This window comes from Herbaspirillum sp. DW155, from assembly GCF_037076565.1.
In the GTDB taxonomy this organism is placed as follows: Bacteria; Pseudomonadota; Gammaproteobacteria; order Burkholderiales; family Burkholderiaceae_D; genus Herbaspirillum.
Genome location: NZ_AP029028.1, coordinates 5,185,139 through 5,202,074, shown reverse-complemented (window position 1 = coordinate 5,202,074; position 16,936 = coordinate 5,185,139). Strand labels below are relative to the sequence as shown.

The 16,936-nt window shown below is 64.8% G+C and carries 15 protein-coding genes; 5 read left to right on the top strand and 10 right to left on the bottom strand.

What is annotated here, in order from left to right:
- The first annotated feature begins 85 nt into the window (after positions 1 to 85).
- Complete coding sequence (locus tag AACH55_RS23710; protein ID WP_338717119.1) at positions 86 to 973, top strand: LysR substrate-binding domain-containing protein; 888 nt, start codon at positions 86 to 88, stop codon at positions 971 to 973.
- 7 nt (positions 974 to 980) lie between these two features.
- On the opposite strand, the gene AACH55_RS23705 is transcribed toward AACH55_RS23710, so the two are convergent.
- From AACH55_RS23705 to AACH55_RS23675, 7 genes are all read right to left on the bottom strand, one after another.
- Positions 981 to 1,991 (bottom strand): SIS domain-containing protein, encoded by a 1,011-nt coding sequence (locus tag AACH55_RS23705; protein ID WP_338720403.1) that lies wholly within the window; start codon positions 1,989 to 1,991, stop codon positions 981 to 983.
- Positions 1,984 to 3,111 carry an N-acetylglucosamine-6-phosphate deacetylase gene (gene nagA, locus AACH55_RS23700; RefSeq protein ID WP_338717118.1) on the bottom strand — a complete coding sequence of 376 codons (1,128 nt, stop codon included), beginning with the start codon at positions 3,109 to 3,111 and terminating at the stop codon, positions 1,984 to 1,986. The genes AACH55_RS23705 and nagA overlap by 8 nt, the downstream gene beginning before the upstream one ends.
- Complete coding sequence (locus AACH55_RS23695; protein WP_338717117.1) at positions 3,108 to 4,025, bottom strand: BadF/BadG/BcrA/BcrD ATPase family protein; 918 nt, start codon at positions 4,023 to 4,025, stop codon at positions 3,108 to 3,110. The genes nagA and AACH55_RS23695 overlap by 4 nt, the downstream gene beginning before the upstream one ends.
- Before the next feature lie 3 nt (positions 4,026 to 4,028).
- Positions 4,029 to 5,162, bottom strand: a complete 1,134-nt coding sequence (gene ugpC / locus AACH55_RS23690; RefSeq protein WP_338717115.1) for a sn-glycerol-3-phosphate ABC transporter ATP-binding protein UgpC — start codon at positions 5,160 to 5,162, stop codon at positions 4,029 to 4,031.
- 15 nt (positions 5,163 to 5,177) lie between these two features.
- Positions 5,178 to 6,032 (bottom strand): carbohydrate ABC transporter permease, encoded by an 855-nt coding sequence (locus AACH55_RS23685; RefSeq protein WP_338720401.1) that lies wholly within the window; start codon positions 6,030 to 6,032, stop codon positions 5,178 to 5,180.
- A 79-nt stretch (positions 6,033 to 6,111) separates the two neighbouring features.
- The gene (locus tag AACH55_RS23680; protein ID WP_338717114.1) at positions 6,112 to 7,026 is read right to left on the bottom strand and encodes a sugar ABC transporter permease; all 915 of its coding nucleotides are present in this window, start codon (positions 7,024 to 7,026) and stop codon (positions 6,112 to 6,114) included.
- A gap of 87 nt (positions 7,027 to 7,113) precedes the next feature.
- Positions 7,114 to 8,421 (bottom strand): ABC transporter substrate-binding protein, encoded by a 1,308-nt coding sequence (locus AACH55_RS23675; RefSeq protein WP_338717113.1) that lies wholly within the window; start codon positions 8,419 to 8,421, stop codon positions 7,114 to 7,116.
- Between the two features lie 414 nt (positions 8,422 to 8,835).
- Between AACH55_RS23675 and AACH55_RS23670 the strand changes: the two genes are divergently transcribed.
- From AACH55_RS23670 to mgrA, 4 genes are all read left to right on the top strand, one after another.
- Entirely contained in the window at positions 8,836 to 10,173 is a 1,338-nt protein-coding gene (locus AACH55_RS23670; protein ID WP_338717112.1) for an ABC transporter substrate-binding protein, read from the top strand.
- Between the two features lie 24 nt (positions 10,174 to 10,197).
- The gene (locus AACH55_RS23665; protein ID WP_338717111.1) at positions 10,198 to 10,911 is read left to right on the top strand and encodes a response regulator transcription factor; all 714 of its coding nucleotides are present in this window, start codon (positions 10,198 to 10,200) and stop codon (positions 10,909 to 10,911) included.
- Complete coding sequence (locus tag AACH55_RS23660) at positions 10,895 to 12,445, top strand: ATP-binding protein (RefSeq protein ID WP_338717110.1); 1,551 nt, start codon at positions 10,895 to 10,897, stop codon at positions 12,443 to 12,445. Before AACH55_RS23665 ends, AACH55_RS23660 begins: the two co-directional genes overlap by 17 nt.
- A 186-nt stretch (positions 12,446 to 12,631) precedes the next feature.
- Positions 12,632 to 13,666 carry an L-glyceraldehyde 3-phosphate reductase gene (mgrA, locus tag AACH55_RS23655; RefSeq protein ID WP_338717109.1) on the top strand — a complete coding sequence of 345 codons (1,035 nt, stop codon included), beginning with the start codon at positions 12,632 to 12,634 and terminating at the stop codon, positions 13,664 to 13,666.
- Between the two features lie 66 nt (positions 13,667 to 13,732).
- On the opposite strand, the gene AACH55_RS23650 is transcribed toward mgrA, so the two are convergent.
- The 3 genes from AACH55_RS23650 to AACH55_RS23640 all read right to left on the bottom strand — a co-directional run bounded on the left by AACH55_RS23650 (position 13,733) and on the right by AACH55_RS23640 (position 16,782).
- Positions 13,733 to 14,191: a YbaN family protein gene (locus tag AACH55_RS23650; protein ID WP_338717108.1), complete on the bottom strand. Its 459-nt coding sequence runs from the start codon at positions 14,189 to 14,191 to the stop codon at positions 13,733 to 13,735.
- Between the two features lie 4 nt (positions 14,192 to 14,195).
- Positions 14,196 to 14,786, bottom strand: coding sequence for a biliverdin-producing heme oxygenase (locus AACH55_RS23645; RefSeq protein ID WP_338717107.1), 591 nt, complete (start codon positions 14,784 to 14,786; stop codon positions 14,196 to 14,198).
- A gap of 199 nt (positions 14,787 to 14,985) precedes the next feature.
- Positions 14,986 to 16,782 carry a methyl-accepting chemotaxis protein gene (locus AACH55_RS23640; RefSeq protein ID WP_338717106.1) on the bottom strand — a complete coding sequence of 599 codons (1,797 nt, stop codon included), beginning with the start codon at positions 16,780 to 16,782 and terminating at the stop codon, positions 14,986 to 14,988.
- Positions 16,783 to 16,936: the final 154 nt, after the last annotated feature.

Genomic DNA, 16,936 nt, shown 5'->3' with positions numbered 1-16,936 from the left:
CGGTCCGAGGCCGAGGATTCCTGCATGGTCAGTACATGACATAAAATGATGGAATATTCCTCAACCATGAGTTCCATTCATCCCTATGCTGGACCGCATCCACCTCTCCATCGTCCAGGAAGTCGAACGCCAGGGTTCCCTCACGGCGGCCGCTGGCGTGCTGCATGTCACGCAGTCGGCCCTGAGCCACAGCATGAAAAAGCTGGAACAGCAGCTGGGCACCGATATCTGGCTGCGTGAAGGCCGCCATCTGCGCCTCACGCAAGCGGGCCAGTACCTGCTGGCCGTGGCCAACCGCGTGCTGCCGCAACTGAGCCTGGCCGAGGAACGCCTGCGCCAGTTCGCCCAGGGCGAGCGCGGCGCGCTGCGCATCGGCATGGAATGTCACCCCTGTTACCAATGGCTGCTGAAAGTGGTGTCGCCCTATCTGGCCGCCTGGCCGGACGTGGATGTGGACGTGAAGCAGAAATTCCAGTTCGGCGGCATCGGTGCACTGTTCGGCTACGAGATCGACCTGCTGGTCACGCCCGATCCGCTGGACAAGCCGGGCCTGGTGTTCGAGCCGGTGTTCGATTATGAACAGGTGCTGGTGGTGGCCGCCGGTCATCCACTGGCCCAGGCCGATTACGTCAAGCCCAGGCAGTTGAGCAACGAGGTGCTGGTGACCTATCCGGTACCGGTGGACCGGCTGGACATCTACACCCAGTTCCTGGCGCCGGCCGGCATCGTGCCGCGCCGTCACAAGACCATCGAGACCACCGACATCATGCTGCAGATGGTAGCCAGCGGACGCGGCGTGGCGGCCCTGCCGCGCTGGCTGGTGCTGGAATATGCCGAGCAGATGGACATCGTGCCGGTGCGCCTTGGCAGGCATGGCATCGCCAAGCACATCTACCTGGGCGCGCGTGAAAGCGATGTGGAAATCGATTACCTGCGCGCCTTCATCGAGGAAGCGCGGCAGGCACAGGCCTGAACATCCCTTAGTTCGTTTTTGTGACTTTGTTCAGATGCCGTGGCCGATCCGCGTCCATCCCGCGCGCGGCCGACAATTGCGCGGCCATCACATAGAAAGCCTGGATCGCCACGATGGGATCGAGGTCCGGCGTGGCCGCCACGGGCAGGGTGAGATCGCGCTCGATCACATCCCCGGGGGCTGCCAGCAAGACCTTCGCACCGCGTGCGCGCATCTCCGCTGCCAGCGCCAGCATGCCGGCCTGGGCCGGTCCGCGGGTGGCGAACATCAGCAGCGGATAGCCTTCTTCGATCAGCGCCATCGGCCCGTGCTTGATCTCCGCACCGCTGAAGGCCTCGGCCTGGATGGCGCAGGTCTCCTTGCATTTGAGCGCCGCCTCCAGCGCCAGCGGGAAGCCGATGCCGCGCCCCACGATCATGAGCCGGTTGGCCGACACCAGCGCCTGCACCGCCGCCGACCAGTCGCATGCGCAGGCCGCGCGCAGGGCATCGGGCAACTGCTTGAGCGCATCCAGCAAGGCGGCATCGTCCTGCCAGTGCGCCGTCAGCAAGGCGCCTGCCACCAGACTCGCAATGAAGCTCTTGGTGGCCGCCACACTGGACTCCAACCCCGCATGCAGGGGCAGGCTCCATTGCGCTGCAGCCGCCAGTGGCGAATCGTTCTGGTTGACCAGCGCCACCGTGGTAGCTCCCTGTGCATGGAAGTAGCGGACCGGCTCCACCACGTCCGGGCTTTGTCCTGATTGCGAGATGGCGATGGCCAGCGCATCGCGTACCTGCAGCGGTGCCTGGTTCAGCGTCACCAGCGACATCGGCAGCGAGGCCACGATGCGGCCCAGGCGCGCCATGATGAGATAGGCGCAATAGGCCGCCGCATGATCCGAACTGCCGCGCGCCACCGTCACCACGTTGGCGGGCGGGGTGGCGCGCAATTGCCGGCCCAGGGCGGCGTAACGGTCCTGGTCACGGGTCAGCTGCACGGCCACGTAATCGGCTGCGGAGCGGGCTTCCTTAAGCATCAGCGAGGTCAATCTCTTCTCCTTCCACATAGACCGCCTTGAGGGCGAATTGCCGGTCCAGTACCACGATGTCGGCATGGTGGCCGGTGGCCAGCCGGCCCCGATCAGCCAGACCGAGGTAGTCGGCCGCATAGGTCGAGGTGCGCAGCGAGGCTTCGGCCACGTCCATGCCCAGCGAGATCAGATTGCGCAGCGCCTGATCCATGGTCAGCACGCTGCCGGCCAGGGTGCCATCGTCCAGCCGCACGCCGCCCGCGCACTTGTGCACCACCTGCCGTCCCAGCGCATAGTCGCCATCGGGCATGCCGGCCGCCGCTGTCGAATCGGTCACGCAGAACAGGCGCGGGATGGCCCGCAGCGCCGTGCGGATGGCACCGGGGTGCACGTGCAAGAGGTCCGGGATCAGCTCCGCATACTGCGCATGCGCCAGCGCCGCACCGACCATGCCGGGTGTGCGATGGTGGAAGCCGCTCATGGCATTGAACAGGTGGGTGAAGCCCGAGGCCCCATGCGCCAGCGCGGCCACGCCATCGTCATAGCTGCCGGCAGTGTGGCCGATCTGCACCTTCATGCCGCGATGGGCCAGCTTGCAGACCAGCTTCAGATGACCGTCCACTTCCGGCGCGATGGTGATGAGCCTGATCGGTGCGAGGCTGTTGAGATAGTCCACCTGTTCCAGCGAGGCCGCGATGGCGAAGTCGGGCTGCGCGCCCAGCTTGCCGGGGTTGATGTAGGGGCCTTCCAGATGTACGCCCAGCACGCGCGCCTGACCGGGCAGGCGCTGGTCGGTCGTGTTGCGGATGGCCTTCAAGGCCACTTCCAGTTCGTCCAGCGGTGCGGTCATGGTGGTGGCCAACAGGCTCGTGGTGCCGTGCCGCGCATGCAGGCGCGCGAGTACCTGCACCGCATCGCCGCCTTCCATCACGTCGCGTCCGCCGCCACCATGCACGTGCAGGTCGATGAAGCCGGGCAGGATGTAGTCGCCTTCATCGATGACGCGCGGTTGCTGCCGCAGCGGGCGGCCGTCGATGGAGCGGATGCGCTGGTCGAACACGATGCTGCCGTGGGTCCAGCCTTGCGGGGTCAGCACGTTGCCGTGCAATTGGGTCAGTGCATTCATGCCGGGGTTTCCTTGGGTTGCAGGGCGCGCCGCGCCAGCAGCAGGGCGCCATCGGCCGCGTCGGCTTGCGGTGCCACGATGCGGGCCTGCTGGCGCGGGTCCAGATAGGGCTGCAGGGCGGCGGCCAGTCCACCGCACAAGGCCAGCGGCAGGCGTTGAGCGGGGTCGAGCGTGTCGATCATCAGGCTGATCTCGGCGGCTGCCGCCTGCAGGATGACGCGAGCGGCGGCATCGTCGGCAGTATGCGCCACGACGGGCCTGGCGGCGCGCGCGAAGGCGGCCTGGTCGGCCTGGGCCAGCCAGTCCAGCAGGGTAGCGCGCTCGTCGCGTGCGGGATCGTCCGGCAGTTCGGTGCGGCACAGCGCCAGCACGGCCTCGGCCAGCGGACCGCGAGGGCTGCGGCCATCCAGGGCCAGTTGCGCATGGTGCAGGGCGCGCAGGCCCATCCAGCCGCCGCTGCCATCGTCGCCGCTGGGAAAGCCCCAGCCATCGACCACGCGGCGGCTGCCATCCACATCCAGCGACAGACCGATGGTGCCGGTGCCCACAGCGACGATGGCGCCGGGCGCCCCGCCATGCGCACCCAGCAAGGTGGTCACGCCATCGTTGACGATTTCCAGCACGCCGAAGGACGGCGCCTGTGCACGGAAGTCGGCCGACCACTGCGCCACGTTTTCGCCGGCGATACCGATGCCGACTGCCAGCGCCTGATCGGCAGGACGCCGGAGTCCGGCGCTGGCAAAGGCGTCGTCGATGGTCTGGCCGATGACGCGCCACGCCTGCGCTGCGCCGATGCGCAACGCCGAACCCGGGCCGCTGGCCTGCGCCAGCACCTGCCCTTGCGGTGAGGACAGGCGCACCAGGGTCTTGGTGCCGCCGCCATCCACGCCGATCAGATAGGCGATGCCGTCCATGCTTCAGTCCTGCCCCAGACGGCGTGCCGCCTGCAGGTTGCCGGGATTGCGCCGCCGCAGCGCCTGGCCTTGCGCATCGAAGAGATGGAAGGCGTGGCTCTGCACCGACAGCGCAAGCTGCTCGCCGATGTGGACGCTGCGATTGCCATCGCCGCGCACCACGATGTCATGGCCGCCCTCCAGCGTCACGTAGAGGAAGTTGGCCTCGCCCAGGTGCTCCACCAGGTTGACCACACCGCGCAATGGCTGACCATCGCCCAGACCTTCGCGGATCTGCTCGGCGCGCAGGCCGAGGGTGACTGCTGCACCTGTCGTGACACCCTGTGGATCGACATCGGCCAGCAGCCGCAGCCCGCCGGTGATCTCGACCTGCACGCCGCTGTCATCACAGCGCGTGACCACGCCGGGGAAGAAATTCATTTTGGGCGAACCGATGAAGCCCGCCACGAACAGGTTCTGCGGCTGCTGGTACAGCTCCAGGGGAGTGCCGGCCTGCTGGATGCGGCCCTCGTGCATGACCACGATCTTGTCGCCCAGGGTCATGGCTTCCACCTGATCGTGGGTGACGTAGACGATGGTGGCGGCCAGTTGCCGGTGCAGCTTGGCGATTTCCAGCCGGGTCTGCACGCGCAGCGCCGCATCGAGATTGGAGAGCGGCTCGTCGAACAGGAACAGGCGCGGCTGGCGCACGATGGCGCGGCCAATGGCTACGCGCTGGCGCTGGCCGCCCGAGAGTTCACGCGGCAGGCGCTGCAGCAGATGGTCGATCTTGAGGATGGCAGCGGCGTGGCGGATGCGCGTATCGATCTCGCTCTTGCTGCTGCCGGCCACCTTCAGGCCGAAGGCCATGTTCTTGTACACGTTCATGTGCGGATACAGCGCATAGCTCTGGAACACCATGGCGATGCCCCGCTCGGCCGGTGGCAGATGGTTGACCACTTCGCCACCGATGGCCAGTTCTCCGCCGCTGATCTCTTCCAGCCCGCACAGCATGCGCAGCAGGGTCGACTTGCCGCAGCCGGAAGGCCCGACCAGCACGCAAAATTCGCCATCGCGGATATCGAGGTTGAGCCCGGCCAGCACATCGGCGCGGCCATCGTAAGTCTTGCGCAATTGCTTGATGTTGACGTGTGCCATGAAGTCTCCTGTAAATTATTTGACCGCGCCTGAGGTGAGGCCGCGGATGAGCTGGCGCGAGAAGGCCACGTACAGCAGCAGCACCGGAATGACCGCCATCGACAGCGCCGCCAGTACCGAATTCCAGTCGGTGGCGTATTGCCCGATGAACTGCTGCACGCCCAGCGTGACGGTGCGTGTGTCTTCACCGGGGGCGAGGATGAGCGGGAACCACAGGTCGTTCCAGGCCGGAATCATCGTGAACACGGCCACGGTGGCAATGGCCGGACGCAGCAGCGGCAGGATCACGCGGAAGAAGATGCTGAGTTCGCCCACGCCATCGCAGCGCGCCGCATCCTTCAACTCGCCCGGGATCTGGCGCATGAATTCGGAGAGGATCATCACCGCCAGCGGCAGCCCTTGCGCCGTATAGACCAGAACCAGTGCGGTGCGGGTATTGATGAGGTCCAGCGCCACCACCAGTTGCAGGATCGAGACCGTGCCCAACCGGATCGGGATCATGATGCCGATGGCGATGAAGAAGTTCAGCGCGCGGTTGCCGAAGAAACGGTACTCGGTCAGCGCCCAGGCCGCCATCGCACCGAAGAGCACAATCAGCAGCAGGGCGGCCAGTGTCACGGCCAGGCTGTTGCCGAAGTAGAGCAGGAAGTGCGTGCCCGCCAGCACCTTCTGGAAACCGGCGAAGGTCAGTGTCTCGGCCGTGGGCAGGGCCATCGGGCCTTCGAAGATGGCATTGCGGGTCTTGAGCGAATTGATGAGGATGAGCGCAATCGGAAACAGCGCGATCACCGCATACAGGCACAGCACCGCATGCACCCAGAGACGGCCCGCCTGGCCGAAGCTGCGTTGGATCAGCGTGGGTTTGCGCATGGTGGTCGGGATGGTTGCAGAAGTGGAAGAAGCGGAGGAAGCAGATACGGGTGAAGGGGCCAGCATGTCGTCCTCCGCCTCACATGGCATAGCGCGTCAGGCGCCGCTGTACCAGTACGAAGTAAGCGCCCACCCCTCCCAGGATCACCAGGAACATCAGCGTGGCTACCGCCGCGCCCATGGTCGGGCTGCCGATCTGCGCCTGATAGCCGAAGAAGGTGCGATAGAAATAAGTGCCCAGCAGGTCGGAGGCATAGTTGGGACCGGCCAGCGCGCCCTTGACCGAATAGATCAGGTCGAAGGCATTGAAGTTGGCCACGAAGGTGAGGATGGTCACCAGCCCCAGGGTCGGGTAGATGAGCGGCAGCTTGATCTGCCAGAAGATGCGCATGGCGCTGGCGCCCTCGGCGTGGGCGGCTTCCAGCACTTCCTCGGGTACGGCCAGCAGGGCGGCATAGATCAGCATCATGGGAATGCCCACGTATTGCCATACCGAGATCAGCGAGAGCGTCACCAGCGCGGTGGATTCCTGTCCCAGCCAGGGGGCGAACCAGTCGGCCAGGCCGACGAAGCCCAGCAGTTTTTCGCTCACGCCCCACAGCGGCGAGAGGATCAGTTGCCAGATGAAGCCGATGATCACCACCGACAGCAGCGTGGGCAGGAAGATCAGCGTGCGGTAGGTGCGTGCGCCGCGCAGGCCCTTGAGACTGAAGAGCGAGGCCAGCAACAGGCCGATGGGATTTTGCAGGGCCATGTGGATGCAGAAGAACTTGACGTTGTTCCACATCGCATTCCAGAAGGCGGCCGACCAGTCGGGATCGAACAGGATGGTGCGGTAATTGTCCAGGCCCACGAAGCTGCGCACGCCCGCATCATTGGCGGTGTAGAAACCGAGGCGCAGGGTATCGAGCAGGGGCAGGGCGCTGAAGAGCGCGTAGATCAGCACGGCGGGTGCCAGCAGCACCGCCAGTTGCCAGGCGCGGATGGTTTTCACGGTGTCTCTCTTCCTGAAGGGGAGGGAGCGGACCTCTTGGCGGGTCCTCGGCTCCGGTGTAGTGCGTTGCTTGGTCAGGCCGTCAGGTCATTGTTGCGGCTTGTACCATTTGGCAAAGCCGCTCTGGATCTTGGCCGCCGCATCCTGCGGACTCATCTTGCCGTTGAGCACCTGGGCATTGACGTTCCACATTTCGTTTTCCATGCTCGGGGTGCCGCGATTCAAGATCTGCGAATTGACGCGGATGGTGGAGGCGCAGTTCTTGCGCCAGCCCATCATCTGCTTGGCAATCGGATCTTTCACCGAGATCAGGTGGTTCGACAGCGAGAAGAAGCCGGTGACCTTGTTGGTGTAGAGATCGGCAAACTCCTGCGATCCCAGCCAGGCCAGGAACTTGTAGGCGTCGTCCTTGTTCTTCGATTTCTTATTGATGCCCATGCCGATGTCGTTGTGGTCCGAGATGTAGCAGGCATCGCCATTCTTGGGCACCGGCGGCGGGAAGGCGGCGAAGTCCATCTTGCCGTTGAAGTAGGCGATATCCCACGACCCGGCCGGATAGACCGCACCCTTGCCCAGCGCGAACATGTTCTGGCTGTCGCTGTAGGTCTGGGCGGAAGCGCCCTTGGGCAGGTACTTGCCGAGCCTGGCTTCGTAGTCCCAGGCGGCCACGAATTGCGGATCGGTGAACCTGGCCTTGCCGGCGATGAGCGCCTTGCGGCCTTCTTCGCCCTTCCAGTAGTTGGGGCCGATGCTGGTGAAGAGCACCTGATGCGATTCCCACTGTTCGGCCGTGCCCATCACCAGCGGCGCGTATTTGCCATTGGCTTTGACGGTATCGAGCAGCTTGAAGAATTCCGCCTCGGTCTTGGGCGGTTCAAGGTTCAGCTCCTTGAAGATCTTGGTGTTGTAGAAGAAACCGTGGATCACCGAGGCCATCGGCATGCAGAAGGTATCCTTGCCATCATCGGTCTGCCAGGCCGCTTTCGCGGCAGGCGCGAAGAATTCCATGCCGGGCTTGCCATCCAGCTTTTCCAGATGGCCCTTGTTGTAGAGCGAGAGCGAGACGTCGAAGGGGCGGCAGGCCACCAGGTCACCGGCGGTGCCACCGGCCAGACGGGCGGCCAGGCTGGAATCGTATTCGGTCGGCGCAGTGGGCGAGAACTTCACGGTGATGCCCGGATTGCTGCGCTGGAAGGCCGGGATCAGCACCTCCTGCCACAGCGGCAGGTCATCCACGCGCCAGCTTTCGATGGTCAGCGTGCCGGCCTGGACGTGGGCAGCGGCCAGGCCCGTCAGGCCGAAGGCCAGGGCACAGGCGGCCAGCAGGCGACGGCGCGGCAGCGATGGGAAAGAGGGAATGCGGGAAAAACGACCAGGCTTTTGTTCGGTCTGCATCTTGCGTCTCCTTGGTTTTTGTGGGGATCGCAGCGGCCCTGCGCCACGAAACGCCGTGACAGTAGCAGTGGCAAGCATGTGATGCGAGCCTGCACATCGGCCCGATGGAGAGGGCCGCAAGTGTTTGATTCAAAAAGGAATTAAGTCGATTCGTCGCGATCTCCGGATTACATATCCTTACAGGCCCCGCAGCATGGCGTGGCCGGATTTTCCGAGACGGTGGATGGGCAATGTGGTGCAGCATCGGGCTGCGCCTGTGGATAAGATAAGCAGAGCCAGACTTACATTTATTAACAAGAGCTAAACCGAGTTCATCGTTTTCAAGATGCGTGCGACGGCGGCGCCCACCTGCGCAAATTGCACAATGGCAGTCACCCGGCTATAGTCTCTTCCGGTTTGGAGACAGGCAAGCTCATGACAAGAACGAAACGGCCCGCGCACGCAAGCATCGGCCCGGCCCGTTGCGGGCTGGCCGTGGCGTGGCTGCTCGCGCTGGTGCTTGGGTGGTGGGGGGCCTGTGCTCATGCACAGTCAGGCGCGCCGGTACCGCCTGCGACCGCAGGCGGTTCCTTGCAGGTGCTGCACTGGTGGACCTCGGCCAGCGAGCGCCAGGCCATCAACGTGGTGGTCAATCAACTGGCCAAGCAGGATATCCAATGGCGCGACGTCGCCATCCCCGGCGGGGCCGGCATGGGGGCCGCCAAGGTCTTGAAGAGCATGGTGCTGGCCAACCGCGCCCCGGAAGTGACGCAGTTGAACGGCGTGGTCTTCGGTGAATGGGCCGACCTCGGTCTCTTGCTGGAGCTGGACAATGTGGCCGTGCAGGGCAACTGGGAAAAGCAGATGTTCCCCACGGTCTGGTCGCTGCTCAACAATCACGGCCACGTGGTGGCCGCGCCGTTGGGCATCCACCGTATCAACTCGCTGTTCTACAACATCGCCATCTTCAAGCGCTACAACCTGACGCCGCCCAAGACCTGGGACGACTTCGAGCAGATCGTCAGGAAGCTGCAGGGCAGCGGCATCGTCCCGCTGGCGCAGAGCGCCGAGGCGTGGCAACTGGCCACGCTCTTCGAGAATATCGCGCTGGCCGAGAGCGGCCCTGCCTATTACCGTCGCCTGTTCGTGGAGATGAGTCCGGCCGCCTACCTCGACCCGCGCATGCTGCACATCTTGAAGCGCCTGCGCGGTCTGGCCGCAGCGATGCCGCAGCCGGTGCGCGAGCGCCCCTGGACGGAAGTGGCGCGCAGCATGGTCAGCGGCGAGGCGGCCATGCTCATCATGGGCGACTGGGCCAAGGGCGAACTCAATGCCTGGGGCATGGAGGTGGACCAGCAGTTCGGTTGCGCCCCGTCACCGGGCACGGGCGACTTCCACCTCTACAGCACCGATACGCTGGCCATGTTCGCCGGCAACTATGTGCACCAGCCCCTGCAGGAAACGCTGGCGCGGCTGGTCATGTCGCCTGCGGTGCAGTCCGAATACAATAGGATCAAAGGGTCCATTCCCGTGCTGCGCGCGGCCGATCCGCACATGGACCGCTGCGCGCGCGACTCCTGGCGCGCCTTCAGCAAGGGCCCGGCGTGGCAGGCGCCCAGTCTGGTGCATCGCATGGCCACCGACGATACGACCAAGGATGCCATCGTGGCCGAGGTGCAGCGCTTCTTCCTCGACCGCAGCATCAGCGAGGAACAGACCCAGAAACGGCTCGCAGCGATTGCGCGCACACTGGCGCGCAACCGCAATGATTAAGAATTTCGGAGATGGAGCAACACCATGACGCGCAAGATATTGATCGTCGACGATGACCAGAAGACCCGCACGCTCTTGAAGGCCTATCTGGAAAAGAACCAGTACGAAGTCCGCCTGGCCCACGATGGCGCGACCTTCCTGACCGAGTTCCAGCGCTTTGCCGATGAACTCTCGCTGGTGATCCTCGATGTGATGCTGCCCGACACCGACGGCTTTGCCCTGTGCAAGGCGGTACGGCGCAAGTCCAACGTGCCGGTCATCATGTTGACCGCCAGCTCGGATGAGACCGACCGCGTGGTCGGACTGGAACTCGGCGCGGACGACTACATCGCCAAGCCCTACAGTCCACGCGAACTGCTGGCCCGCATCAAGGCCATCCATCGCCGCATCGGCATCGACAGCAGCGCGGCGCCGCGCTACTACCGCTTCGCCGGCTTCTCGCTCGATACCGTGGAACGCACGCTCACCGACAGCGCGGGCGGTATCGTGCCCCTTACGGGCATGGACTACCAGTTACTGAAGTATTTCGTCGAACATCCGGGTGACGTGCTCGATCGCAACGTGTTGTGTGAAGAAACCCGCGGCCGCGATGCCGGCCCGCTGGACCGCTCGCTGGACGTGCAGATCAGCAAGCTGCGCCTGCGCCTGAATGACGGCGGCCGCCAGCCGCACCTGATCAAGACCGTGCGCGGCGCCGGCTATGTCTTCTCGGCCGACGTCAGTGCCGCAGCCGCCTGAGAACGTGGCGCCGGCCTCGGCGCCGCTGACGGTTCAGGAGACGGCCAGCCGTCCGCCCGGCCTGCGCCATCGCCTGGCGGCGCTGCTGGACTGGATGCTGCCGGATTCGCTGCTGGGCCGCCTGTCGGTGGTGATGATCTTTGGCGTGCTGGTCACCCAGCTGGCCGGTGGCCTCATCTGGGCGGCGCAGCTGCGCAGCAAGTCCGAGGCCGAGACCCGCGTGGCCGCGCAACACCTGGCCCATAGCGCCGCCTCGGCGATCCGCTATTTCATGACCCTGCCGCCCAACTACCGGCCGCTGATGATCCAGCAGTTGCGCGAGATGGGCGGCACGCGCTTCTTCATCAATGCCAACAGCAGCGCCGTGCCGGTCAATTCCATCGGCGACAATCGCCTGGCCAATCTGGCCATTGACGTGACCGCCCAGACCCTGCGCGAAGACCTGCCCTTCCTGCCGGAAGCGCGGCTGGCCTTCGCCTGGCCGGATGGCTTGCCGGTGGCCAGTGACGGTCTCACCGTCAACGACCTGCCCGACAACTGGGTGCAGCACATCTTGCTGACCAAGCCCAACTCGGCGCCGGTGCTGGTGATTCAGATGCAGGTCGAAAGCGGCCGCTGGATCTACCTGGCCGCGCTCATGCCCAATCCCTATTTCCTCGACAGCGACAACCCGCTGTGGCTGGACCGGCTGGTGCTGCAGGGTCTGTCGCTGGCGGCGATCCTGTTGCTGACCATTCTGGTGGTGCGCTGGACCACCCGCCCGCTGGCCGCGCTGGCCGATGCCGCCGAAGCCTTCGGCAAGGGCGAGACCGTGCCCAGCCTGCCCGAGACCGGCAGCCGCGAATACGTCAAGACCGCGCGCGCCTTCTCCGGCATGCGCGAGCGCATCAAGCGCTATCTGGAAGACCGCGAGCGTCTCTTCGTCTCTATCTCGCATGACCTGCGCACACCCATCACGCGCCTGAAGCTGCGCACCGAACTGATGGATGACGATGCCATGCGTACCGATTTCCATGATGACCTCGATGAGCTGGACATGATGGTCAAGGGTGCTCTGCAATCGGTGAAGGACAGCGACATCCACGAGAACCGCACCGAAGTGCGGCTCGATGCGCTGGTGCTGCGCATGATCCGCGATGCCCGCCTGGCGGGCCATGAGATCGCCTTCACGCCCAGCGGCATCAACGTCATGGGCAAGCCGCTGGCCTTGAAGCGCGCCATCGGCAACCTGTTCGACAATGCCTTGTATTACGGCCAGAAGGTGGAGATCAGCATCCGTCCCTCGGCTGGTGCCAATGGCGACCTGGTGGAAATCGAGATCCGCGACCACGGCCCCGGCGTGCCGGAAGACGCCATGGGTACACTGTTCCAGCCCTATGTGCGGCTGGAACACGGACGCGCCCAGAACAGCGGCGGCATGGGCCTGGGCCTGGGCATCTCGCGCAACATTGTGCAGGCCCACGGCGGCGAACTGCTCTTGCGCAATCATCCTGAAGGCGGCCTGATCGCCACCATCATCCTGCCGGCCCGATAAAAAAATGCGCGGGAACGGGCAAGAAGATTCATCGGTCAGACCGGACAATCGCATCAAAATCTGTCCTTATACGTAGCACTCATTTCATAAGCATCAGAAGCGTAGACTTCTGCAGACCACCCAGGAAGTGGCAATTCCGGCAGTCCCCCTCGATTCTTTCCGCAGAACATTTCTCCAAGGAGACCCATGAGCTATATCGCCGAACCCTCCCGCTACGATGGCCGCATGCCCTACCGCCGCACCGGCCGCAGCGGCCTGCTGCTGCCCGCCGTCTCGCTGGGCCTGTGGCAGAACTTTGGTGGCGTCGACAACTTCGAGACCGGCCGCGCCGTATTGCGCCGTGCCTTCGACCGTGGCGTCACCCACTTCGACCTGGCCAACAACTATGGTCCGCCGGCCGGCTCGGCTGAGGAAAACTTCGGCCGCTGGATGGCCAAGGATTTCCTGCCCTACCGTGATGAGCTGGTCATCTCCAGCAAGGCCGGCTGGCAGATGTGGCCCGGCCCCTATGGCGGCCCCAGCGGTGCGCGCAAGCACCTGATCGCCAGCTGCGAGCAGAGTTTGAAGCGCATGGGCCTGGACTATGTGGACATCTTTTATTCCCACCGCGTCGATGCCGATACACCGCTGGAAGAAACCATGGGCGCGCTGGCGCATCTGCATCGCCAGGGCAAGGCGCTCTACGTGGGCATCTCGTCCTATTCGCCCGAGCTGACCCGCAAGGCCGCCGCCATCCTCAAGAGCGAAGGGGTGCCGCTGCTGATCCACCAGCCCAACTATTCCATGCTCAACCGCACGATTGAAAGCGGACTGTTGCCGGCGCTGGAAGAACTGGGCGTGGGTTGCATCGGCTTCTCCCCGCTGGCGCAGGGCTTGCTGACCAGCAAGTATCTGGGTGGCGTGCCGGAAGGGGCCCGCGTCACGCGCGCACCGTCGCTGCCGCAGCGCATGCTGTCGGAAGACAACCTGACGCGCATCCGCGCATTGAATGCCATCGCCGAAAAGCGTGGCCAGACCCTGGCGCAGATGGCCATTGCCTGGGTGCTGCGCGATGCCCGCGTGACTTCGGCGCTGATCGGTGCGCGTACCGTCGAGCAGCTCGATGATTCTCTGGATGCGGTCAACAAGCTCGACTTCACTCCCGAAGAACTGGCCAGCATCGACCAATACGCCACCGATGGCGATGTCGATCTGTGGAAGGTGTCGTCGTCGATTACCTGAGTCTGGCGCTGGTCGGCAGCAGCGTCGTTTCACAAGCCTGTACCGTGACTGCGGTACAGGCTTTTTTCATGAGCGCTCGCCGGGGTCGGCGTCTTCCGTGCGCTCCGGGCGTGACCACATCCAGGCTGCGCCCAGCGCCATGCCCAGCGTGGCCAGCACGATCACCCAGTGGCGCTTGACCGTAAAGAGCATGATGAGCAGGCACAAGCTCATCATCAATGACGCGCTGATCTTGGCGCGCCGTGCGACGACCCGGCCGTGACGCCAGTTGTGGATCATCGGACCGAACAGGCGGTGCTGTTCCAGCCAGCGCTGCAGGCGTGGCGATCCCTTGCCGGCGGCCCAGGCCGAGAGCAGCACGAATTCCGTCGTGGGAATACCGGGAATGAAGATCGCCACGATGCCGATACCCAGGCTCGCATAGGCCAGCAGCAACCACAGCCAGCGCGTGCGGCGCGGGGCCAGCGTGCTGGGAGTGGCCTGCACGGATGTCGGCAGGGGCGACTTGACCGGACCGTCCGCCATGGCGTCAGCCCAGTGCGAAGTGCCGTTTCAGCAGTGCGCCGAAACGGTCAAAGGCGGCACGCGCGCCGGCCACCACCGCATCCTGTTGCTGCGGCGACAGGCCGGGTGCATCGAGCAAGCTGACAAAGCGGCGCCACGCCAGCGCGCGGCCTTCCGGGTAGGCGGCCAGGTTGCGCGCGCCGAAGGTTTCGCTCAAGCCCAGCTTGTCCTTGACCTCCTTGAGGAGGAAGGCCGCACCCAGCGTCGATCCTTCCGAGACATACAGCCAGCCCAGGGCGTGCGGCATGGCCACCGTCGCGGTGGCGATGTCTTGTTCGCCCGGTAGCACATCGAGGTCGGCGAGATCGGCCAGGGCAGCGGCTGCGCGTGCGCGCACCTGCACATCGGGCAGGGCCGCCTGGATGGCCGCGTCGTCGAAGAGAGGTTCGACGTCGCGCTGGAAATGATATTGCGCCGCCACGAAGCGCGCGTAATGCGCGCGGCTGGAGAAGGGTTGCGCCTGTTCCATCAGGGCATGCATCTGTTCGTGCAGGACGGCGGTCTCGGCCTTGAGGCGGGCCGACAGCAGCACGGGTGGGGTGGTGAGAGGATTCATCGTGATCGGGACGGGTCATCATGTTGCCGCTCTGAACATCAGGCAGGCCATCAGCAGATGGCCCATGCGCGGCGCGGCTGGCAGACCCGGCCTGCGGGAGGACGGAAGCGGCTGACTGCGCGGGCCATTTTAACGCAAACGGCCTGGCCCGCTTGCACGTGGTCAGGCCGTCGGGAGCAGCACCGCCGTGGCGATGGCGCTACATTTTGAAGCCGCCGACCAGTACCGACAGGCGGTGCGCCTCGTCCTGCAAGGACTTGGCGGCAGCGGCTGCCTGTTCGACCAGGGCCGCATTCTGTTGCGTGCCTTCGTCGATATGGGTGATGGCCAGGTTCACTTCCTGGATGCCGCCATTCTGCTCGCTGCTGGCGTGGGCGATCTCGCTGACGATCACGCTCACGTCGCGGATGCTGGAGACGATCTCTTCCATGGTCTTCCCGGCCTGCGCCACCAGCACGCCGCCATCGGCCACCTTGGACACCGAGGTGTCGATGAGCAGCTTGATCTCCTTGGCGGCCTGGGCGCTGCGCTGGGCCAGTGAACGCACTTCGGAGGCCACCACCGCAAAGCCGCGCCCCTGTTCACCGGCACGCGCCGCTTCCACGGCGGCGTTCAGGGCCAGGATGTTGGTCTGGAAGGCGATGCCGTCGATCACCGTGATGATGTCGGCAATCTGGCGCGAAGAGGCATTGATGGCTTCCATGGTCGAGACCACGTTACCCACCACTTCACCGCCCTCGGCCGCGATCCTGGAGGCGTTACCGGCCAGCTCGTTGGCGCGGCGGGCGTTTTCCGAGTTCTGCTGCACGGTCGAGGTCAGCTGTTCCATGGCCGAGGCGGTTTCTTCCAGAGCGCCGGCCTGTTGCTCGGTACGCGCCGAGAGGTCCTGGTTGCCGGTGGCGATCTCGGTGGAAGAGATCTTGACGGTATCGCTGCTGCGGCGCACGTCCTGCAGGATGCCGGTGATCTGGTTGACGAACTGGTTGAAGGAGCGCGAGATCTGCGTCACTTCATCCTTGCCATCTTCGGCCAGGCGCAGGGTCAGGTCGCCGTTGCCGGAGGACAGGCTGTCCATGGCACGGCGCACGCGCGAGAGGCGCTGGAACACGGCCGTGGTGATGATGCTCATGATGCCCGCCGCCGCCAGCGCCACCAGCACCAGCGCAATCATCGCCGAGCGCGTGGCATTGCGCATGCCGGCGGTGACGTCGGCCTTGTCCATGGCCAGCATCAGGGTCCACTCGGTGCCCTTGATGGGGATGCCCTTGATCAGCTTGGTGGCACCCTCCAGCTCCAGCGCGCTCACCTTGTCGTCGCTGCCCAGGCTTTGCAGGCGCTCGGGGGTGAGTTCGGCATTCCACTCCTTGGCCGGCTTGTTGACCCACTGCCCGTCCGGATGAGCCAGCATCAGGCCGTCGCGGTCCACCAGGAAGGCAAAGCTGGCCGGGGTGGGATGGATGGCCCGCACCACGTCGGAGACGCCATCGAGGAACATGGCCGCCGCCACCACGCCGGTGCGCTGACCGTTCTGCATCACCGGTGCGGTGAAGGACACCATCGGCTTCTTGGTCGCCACGTCGGTATAGGGCTTGGTCAGCACCGGCTTGCCGGCCGCGACCGCCTGCTTGTACCAGGGGCGGGCAGTCGGATCGTATCCGGCCGGCAGGCCTTCGGCGGCGGAGGTGAAGGCCGCCTTGTCTTCGCGGCCCAGGGTGGTGACGTAGAAACCGCCGCTCTTTTGCAGCATCTTGATGACGAACACCGGATCGGCACCCTGCACACCTTCTGCTGCGGCGACCGTCATTGCCGTGCGCGCCGCCACCCATTCATTGATGGCCGAGCCGAAACCGGTGGCGACCGCCTGGGCATTGCGCTCGATGGCGTTTTCGTTGTCGGTCTTGATGATGAAGAAGGAGACCGTGCCGACCACTGCCAGACTGGCGATGAGCAGGGTGATCGTATAAAAAAGGATGCGTGCCTTGATGGAGTTGAGCATGTGGGATCCCTGAAATCGTGATGGTCTGGCGTCCGCAGTCCTGTTGCCGTGGATGGCGTGCGGAGCGGTGCCTGAGTGTGGCCTTCGTGAGTGGATCGGAAACCTCGGAATACAGCGGTATTTCACCGTCTAATGCGGGCATGGGCCGCCGGTG